Genomic DNA, 8,068 nt, shown 5'->3' on the forward strand with positions numbered 1-8,068 from the left:
TTATTCTATTCAAAATCAACTTCGTTTTGAATTGTATTATAAATATAAATCATATTATCTAAATCAATTGTATTTACAAGTCAACCATTAAATTGACAATTTTTAATAAAGTCAGCGTAGTAATTATTCTTGTCAACTGATTTTAAACTTACAACTATACCATAATTAAGATTTTTTATTTTTTTGCTTTCTAATCTTTCTTTTGTTATTATGCTAAAACCTCAAAATCCTTGTTCTTGTTTTGAAATTTTTGGTTTTTTAATTCTATTAGTAGGTGTAAAGATTTTTTCTTGAATATGTTTTGTATTATTTCATTTTTTGAATTTATCTCTTGCTTGTTCTTCAAAAATAGAAATATTATCATCATAGGATTGTTTATTTTTATTTATTGCCTCAATTTTTACTTTTCTATTACTTTGTATAACTCTTCCAAATTTAATATCCATTTCACTATCAGTATAATCAACACCTTGGTTTCTTGAAACATTTGGAAAGTAACACATTGTAAACTTAGCAACAAATGGATGCTTAGCATTTTTATCTAATGGTATTGGTAATGTGTAATTAAAAGTTTCATATTTTATAGCAGTTCCGCTAACAAAAAATCTTATCTCATCTGTTGGTGTTTCTAGTATATCTTTTATATGAATTGGAACTACTCCATGTCCTAATAAATTTATATTATCTTGATCTATTCAACTTGTTGCTGAATGTATTATTAAAGCTTTAGCAACTTCTCTAGTTAACCCAACAACTTGTATTAAGTAACATAATTTACGAGCAATTCATGGTGCAGCATATGAAGTACCTGAAACACGTCTTTGCTGAAAAGAAGAACAAACAACAATTTTATCTTCATTAGTTCCACCATAATAAGAAATATCAGGTTTATTAAAAAAGGATAGAACAGGTCCTTTTCTAGAATAATTAGCTGGTTTTTTATTAAAATCAACTGAATTAACAACAATTGAATTAATAGAATCTGCTGGTGAGCCAATTTTAATTGCTTTATTAGATGAATCATTTCCTCCAGCTATAACAAAAATTACATTATTTTCTACTTGAATTTTATCTAAGAAACTAGCTTGAATAGAAATATAATTCTGATTGTTTTCTTTAGGTGAACCTAATGAAAGATTTCAAACTTTTATATCTTTGTTGTTTCTAACAATACTTTCTATTTCTCTTAATACAGCAAATGAGCTAAATCCTTTATCTGTAGCTACACCAAAATGTCTAACTCTAAAATGTCCACAACCATCATCTAATTTAGGATTAAGTCTAGGCCCATCAACTATTATTGAACTAACTTCTGTACCATGAAAATAATCATCAGCTTTTATTATTGTATTCTTGTCTAATCTATTTTCAAATTCTACTCAATCTGAAAAATAAGTATTTTGTTTATCAAATAAAGTATCTATAACGCCTATTATTGGTTCATCAGTTGGTTTTTTTATACTTGTTATAGTTGGCAAAACTTCTTTATATTGTGTTGGTTCATTAGAAAAAATATCTCTAACTCCCATTGCTATTAGATAAGGGGCTTTTTTAATCAATTCTTTAACTTGATCTGCATTTAAAAAAAATGTTGTTTCATCTAATTTAAAAATATTTGAAAAATCTATATTTAGTTGCTTAAAAATATCAGCAGCTTTAGTATTAGTATCATAAATACTAATAATTGATGATTCTTCTAATACTTCATCAAATTCATCAACTTCAAAACTTTTTATAAAATAAACATCAAATATTGTGTCTATAAGTCTTGTTTTTGTAAGACCAGATAAAGTAGTTTTAAAATTTCTTCTAATCAATTCAACATCTTTTTGGGTTATTTGATAATAAGAATTATCTTTTAAGTATTCTATGCAATTTTCTAAATGTTTAATAGAATCTTGTAACATAGAACTAGTGATACAATACGTAATTATATGATAGTTTGGATTTGTATTAGAAAATTTGCAACCAACAACTCTTTGATTATTTTTTAAAAAATCCTTATCAAATATAGCTCTCATTCTATTACTTTTAGAAATAACTCTTTTATAATGAACACTAATAAGTGGATTTATTTGTAATTCTTGAGTTTTTCAAAAATTACTTACTTTAATCAAATCGTCTTTTAATTTAATAAAATGGTCAAGTTTAACATCTTGATTAGATGGAATTTCAAATGGTTTAAACTTTTGATTATAATCATTTGAAACAAAATCTTTTTTTAATTCTACGATTTTATTTGGCATTCTATAACTCCTTTAATTCTCTAGCGACTTGACTTTTTGAAATACCTGTTAAAATTTCAATTTCTCTAGTTGTAAAACCTTCAAGCTTAAGATCTTTTAAATCACTTTCTTTTTTATTAGTAACATTTCTATAAAGTCTTTTTAAATAATCAAATTCACTATTTGGATCACTAAAAGCAAGTGAAGTTTTAATAACATTTTCTAGAGTTCCTGGGTATGGAATTTTTTCATATAAAGAAATTATTTTTCTAAACATTCTAGTATTTTTACCAATATGATTAAGTTTTTTTACATAGTTATTAAAAATAATTTCTGCTATATCTAATAAATCTTCATTAGTATATCTATCAAAATCTACTACTGAATCAAATCTTCTAATAAGTGCTTTATCTAGATATTTATATAAGTTAGTTGTTGCAATTAGTATTACTTTTTTATTTAAATTATCTAAGCATTTTAAAACAGTTGAAGTAACTCTTCCCATTTCTCTTATGTCAGTGTTGTTAGTTCTGTCTAAAGCTAATGCATCGATTTCATCAAATAAAATAATTACCTCTTCAGGGTGAGATAAATTATTGATTTCTTCAAAAAGCTTTGTGATGTTTTTTTGAGTTTGGCCTAGTTTACTGTCAATAAGCATTGAAAATTCAACTACAAATAATTCTCTATTAAGAATTCTTGCTATTTGTTCAGTTGTTTTAGTTTTTCCTGTTCCAGGAGGTCCTACAAATAAGAATTTATTAACACATAATTTATTTTTAGAAGCATTTATTATTCCTATAATGTCATTATTAATTTCATCAGGAAGTGGTAGTGATTTATTTTCAATATCCACCCTTTTTATTCATTCAGAATCACTTTCATTAAATTGTGGGACAAAAGTATTTGTATCAGAAAGAATGCTGGCTATATATTGACTTAATTTTGGCTCTCCTTGTTTGTAAAAATCACTCGCTATTAAATAAGCCTCATCTCTAAAAGCTATATCATTATTTTCCATATGATATTTTATTAAGTTTATAACATTTGCCTTTTTCATTTTGACACCTCAGCTTTAGTTTAACATTTTGGGGCAGACAAAACTATATATGGGACAAAATTTGTAAAAAATTAAAAAAGAACTTTCATTTTTTAATTAGAAATAATTAATTGATTATAAACAACATTAAAGTATTAGTTTTACCTTCATAGCATTCATCACTATATAGATATTGACATTATATATATATATATAATGTTTTTCGCACATTGATATGTGTGTGTAACTATAAAATAAACTTTTTGAAGGACATAATATGAAAAAATTACTAACAATACTAGGATCAGTTGGTTTAATTGCTACAACTAGTGCTGCAGTAGTCGCATGTGGTGATAAAATGCCAAAAAATGCTGAAAAAAAGGAAACTAAGCAAGAGAAAAAAGAACAAAAAGTTGAAAAAGCTGTTGAGAAAAAAGAAGAAGGAGAAAAGTTTCCTAAACAAAATCTAGATTTAGGGGCTTTCTTTAAGAACGAAGGCAGATATAATAGTTTTTCACAATATGAAATTAAAAATAAAATAGCAAAATTAACAAATACTGATATATCTACATTGACAGACCTAAATATTGAATATGAAGATGAAAAAGGAACAGGAACTGTTAAATCTACAAAATACACCGATACGTTAAACTTCTCTTTTTCTAACATATTAGATTTAGGTGAATTTAAAAAAGAAAATAAAACAGTTGTTCCACAATTAGAAGTTAAGGAAAAATTAGCAAAAACTTTAAAGCATGAAGAAAAAGATCTAGTTGGACTAGAAGTTACTTATGGAGAAAAAGAAGGTAATGGGACTGTTAAATCTGCAAAAACACGAGGAACATTGAAATTTAAATTTACTATTAAATAATATAAAAGAACATAATAATTAATTAATCTCTAAATCTTACAAAAAGAAATAGAGATTTTTTGTTAGCAACCACAAAAGTTTTCTTACTTTTTCAGATATTTACATTCTTTACAATATTTGACAAACTTTTTTTACAAGATTTTGATAAAAACTTTACCAAATTTTGATTTTTTAATTTTTAAACACTTTAAAACTTACAAAAATACCTTTATAAACTCAACTAAGACAAACAAAAAACCAATCTTAAAACTAAAAATAAAACCTAATTAAACTTATTTGTTTAAACCTTATTTCTAATTTCAAATTGGTTATTTATAACTATTTTTTTACTATTATTCAATTATTTTATATTAAAAACTTAATCTATTAATTATCTAATTTAGTAACATAATCTATTATTTTTTGTTCAAAAAAAGTAGTGTTGTAAGGAGCTGAAGTTTGTGTTCTTATTCATAAAATAACTATATAATTAACAAATATTTTATTTAATAAAAGCTTGTTAGGATCATAGTTTTTATATAGTTCTAAAAACACTTTTTCACACTCTTTACTCATATTAGAAGTTTCAATTAAATAAGCTAATTCAAAATGTTTATCTCCCATTGTAGCATATTCTCAATCAACAAAATAAATTTTATTTTTAGTTTGAATCATATTAAAAGGAAATAAATCATTATGTAAAGGAGTTAAATGATCCATACTATCTAAAATATTATCAATTAAACTAGCATACTTATCTATAACTTCAACACCACTATTAAGTTCAATCATCTTTTTTTTATAATATTCAACTCTTTGTTTTAAGTTATTTTTTGGAAATTCTAAATTAGAGTTATGTAATTGTTTAATTTGATCAGTTATTAATTTAATATTATTTAAATCAATAACAGGTTCAACTCCATCTATATATTCTCATACTATTTCTTTTTTATTATTACTAATTAGTTTAGGAACAAAATCGAAGTTTTTTAAAAGTTCGTAGTTGATTTGATGATTAAATTCATTGTATTTTTTAATTTGTAAAAAAGTATTATCTATACGATATGAAACATTAGTTCCACCCTTAGTTATTTTTATTTTCATTAGTACTTAATCTCTCAAATATTATCAATTAAATATTTTGCTTTATTTCTAATATTTTTATTATGTTCGTGCTTACACATATAAGAATTATCATAAAACATTTCAAACATAGAAATATCATTATAATCATCACCAGCAACAATAATATCTTTATTTGAAATATTTAATCTTTTTTGTAAACCTTTAATTGCTTGACCTTTACTTACTTTAAAACCATGAATTTCATTAAATAATTTATTATTAATACTATTAAAAGTGATATTAACTTCTAAATTATTTTTCTTAATAAAATCTTCTATTTTATCTCAAGTTTGTTGTTTACATTCAATCTTTAAACATAATAAATCTTTATCGTATAAATAATCTAATGTTTTATCTAATTTTTCAAGACCAAAAAAGAATTTTCCTACATCTTTAGTTCAGTTTTTATGAAATAAAAAAGATTCATTTTCTGGTGTAGCAAAAACTATTACATCAATTTGATCTACTATTGTTTTTAAAAAATCTAATAAACTAGTTTTAATATTTTGATCAATAGTTTTTTTATAAAAAACTTCTCCTTTATTATCACAAACCATAGCACCAGTATTAACAATAAAATAATCAGGTAATAAATTATACTCACTTAATAAATGTTCTTTTAACTGTTTATATGGTCTTCCTGTTGAAACTATTAACTTGTTATTTTTTTGAAATTCTTTAACAAAATCTAAATCTTTTTGATCGATTTTTAAACTATTTTTAACTTTTGAATTTCTTAACGTATTATCAAAATCAGAAAATAAATATTTAGTCATATTTTTACACCTACAATATTATCTTAATTTATTTATATTCTTTTAAATACAAAAAAAGAGAGTTTTAACTCTCTTAAATTATTTTAGATTCATTCTTTTCATTTGACGTAAACGTCTTTGACGTTCTTGATTACCAGCTTTTCTTTTCTTTTCATTATATAAATAAAAAGCATAAGTTTGAACAATTTGTAATACTGAAGAAAAAATTCAATAAATACATACTCCAGTTGCCACTGAAACAATAATTATAATAAATACAAACATCATTACAACTTGCATTATTAATTGTTTTTTTCTAGATTTCTTTTGTGCTTCAGTTAGAGTAATTGATTTTTGTTTTTTCATCTGTAGTAATGTTGGTAATAACATTGAAACAGCTTGTAAAGGTAAGTAAATTGCAAGAATAATAATATAAATATAATTTCCTGCTGTAATTTGTTGTCATGGTCCTTCAATTAAAGCGATTGGACCAACTGCTGCTATTTTTAATGCTCTTGTTGATCTAACTATTGCATAAATTGCAAATAAGAAAGGTAGGGGAGCAAATGAACCAGCTAGTGCAGAAAACTGTGACATGTTTTCTTTTTTATATAAAGCTTGAATTTCTAGTTGTTGTTTTTGCTTAGATTGCATATCTTTTTTATCTTTATATTTTGCTTGAATATCTGCAATCTTTAATTGAATATCTTGCATTTTTTCTTGGTTAATTTGTGATTTTCAACCAAATGATAATGTAATTCCTTTAATTAATAAAGTTGTTAAGAATATTGCAAAAATAGCTGAAATTCCATAACTTAATTGAGAAGATTTATCTAATAAGGGATTTAGTGTTCCAGAAAATAATCTAACCATTCCAGCTAGAACTCAAGCTGTTGGATAAACGAAAAATCCATAGAACGGTGATTGAGTTAATTTAAAAGTTTCTCTTCAAGAAGTAATAGCGTTATATCCGTATTCAAAATAATTACCTTTATCATAAACAAAGTGATGGACCTTAGAACCTTTTTCACCTAAAGAGCTTAGAATAATTTCAAATGAAACCCCAGGAGCATAAACACTTTTACCAGTCATATCAACTATCTGATTAACACTATATTGAGCTTGATACATCTGTACACAACCTCAAAGCATTGAAACTAAAATAAATAAAAACCCAAACACTTTTAATCATTTAATTACTAGTTTAATAGTTTCTTTTTTAGTTTTAGGAGTTTTGTTATTTTTTGAAGCATTTAGATAACTCATAACTTTATCTGACTGTTTATACAAAATAATCCCTCCTTTCTTTAATTAATTTCTTTTATTAATTTAACTAATGATTTAGATAATGTTGCATACTTTAGATCTAAAACACTTTTTCTAACTAGAATAATAATATCTTTTGAAATAGTTCCAATTTCTGAAATGTTTTGTCTTAGAATCATTCTAATTTGTCTTTTTACTTTATTTCTAACTACAGCATTACCTATTTTTTTTCCAACACTAATACCATACTTTAGATATGATTGATCGTTATCTTTATAGTAAATAACAAAACAAAAATTCTTAATATTTTTTTTATAATTAATTATTTCTTGAAACTCAAAATTCTTCTTAATTATTCTTTTGTTTTTCATAAATTATTAAGCAGATAATCTAACTCTACCTTTAGCTCTACGAGCTTTAATTACTTTTCTACCATTTTCACTAGCCATTCTTGCTCTAAAACCGTGAACACGTGCATGTTTTAGTTTTGATGGTTGTCAAGTTCTTTTCATAATACTTACCTCCTTTACAAAAAAATAACATAATTCACACCTAATTATATAATATTTTGCTTTAAAAATACACTTATAAACTTAATTTTTAGCTTCTCAATTAAATGTAGATAAAACTAGAAATTACTAACAAAAATATTAGCTAATTGTGGATAAGTGAATAAGTTATAAATAACACCTTTTAATTAAGATTTTTAATTTCTAGAAAGTGTTAATATAACTATATTATATGGATTTTTTCCACGTTTTCCACATTTTTAACAAGTGTTTAATTTATAATATTTTTGGAGATAAAT

General features: G+C 23.9%; 8 protein-coding genes. 1 reads left to right on the top strand and 7 read right to left on the bottom strand.

Annotated features, from left to right (window positions below; genetic code table 4):
• Window positions 1–5 precede the first annotated feature (5 nt).
• The gene (locus D500_RS04480; RefSeq protein WP_008363444.1) at window positions 6–2,246 is read right to left on the bottom strand and encodes a S8 family peptidase; all 2,241 of its coding nucleotides are present in this window, start codon (window positions 2,244–2,246) and stop codon (window positions 6–8) included.
• Between the two features lies 1 nt (window position 2,247).
• Complete coding sequence (locus D500_RS04485; RefSeq protein ID WP_008363445.1) at window positions 2,248–3,285, bottom strand: ATP-binding protein; 1,038 nt, start codon at window positions 3,283–3,285, stop codon at window positions 2,248–2,250.
• 256 nt (window positions 3,286–3,541) lie between these two features.
• Between D500_RS04485 and D500_RS04490 the strand changes: the two genes are divergently transcribed.
• Complete coding sequence (locus D500_RS04490; RefSeq protein WP_239759450.1) at window positions 3,542–4,135, top strand: lipoprotein; 594 nt, start codon at window positions 3,542–3,544, stop codon at window positions 4,133–4,135.
• A gap of 366 nt (window positions 4,136–4,501) precedes the next feature.
• Here D500_RS04490 and D500_RS04495 read toward each other — a convergent pair whose 3' ends face one another.
• The 5 genes from D500_RS04495 to rpmH all read right to left on the bottom strand — a co-directional run bounded on the left by D500_RS04495 (window position 4,502) and on the right by rpmH (window position 7,772).
• Window positions 4,502–5,218 carry a phosphotransferase gene (locus D500_RS04495; protein ID WP_008363397.1) on the bottom strand — a complete coding sequence of 239 codons (717 nt, stop codon included), beginning with the start codon at window positions 5,216–5,218 and terminating at the stop codon, window positions 4,502–4,504.
• Window positions 5,218–6,015, bottom strand: coding sequence for a Cof-type HAD-IIB family hydrolase (locus tag D500_RS04500; RefSeq protein ID WP_008363400.1), 798 nt, complete (start codon window positions 6,013–6,015; stop codon window positions 5,218–5,220). The genes D500_RS04495 and D500_RS04500 overlap by 1 nt, the downstream gene beginning before the upstream one ends.
• Before the next feature lie 78 nt (window positions 6,016–6,093).
• Entirely contained in the window at window positions 6,094–7,284 is a 1,191-nt protein-coding gene (yidC, locus tag D500_RS04505; RefSeq protein ID WP_008363402.1) for a membrane protein insertase YidC, read from the bottom strand.
• A gap of 17 nt (window positions 7,285–7,301) precedes the next feature.
• Window positions 7,302–7,631 (bottom strand): ribonuclease P protein component, encoded by a 330-nt coding sequence (gene rnpA, locus D500_RS04510; RefSeq protein ID WP_008363404.1) that lies wholly within the window; start codon window positions 7,629–7,631, stop codon window positions 7,302–7,304.
• A gap of 6 nt (window positions 7,632–7,637) precedes the next feature.
• Window positions 7,638–7,772, bottom strand: coding sequence for a 50S ribosomal protein L34 (gene rpmH, locus D500_RS04515; protein WP_008363405.1), 135 nt, complete (start codon window positions 7,770–7,772; stop codon window positions 7,638–7,640).
• Window positions 7,773–8,068 lie beyond the last annotated feature (296 nt).

The sequence above is a fragment of the Mycoplasma feriruminatoris genome (assembly GCF_000327395.2).
GTDB classification, from domain to species: Bacteria; Bacillota_I; Bacilli_A; order Mycoplasmatales; family Mycoplasmataceae; genus Mycoplasma; species Mycoplasma feriruminatoris.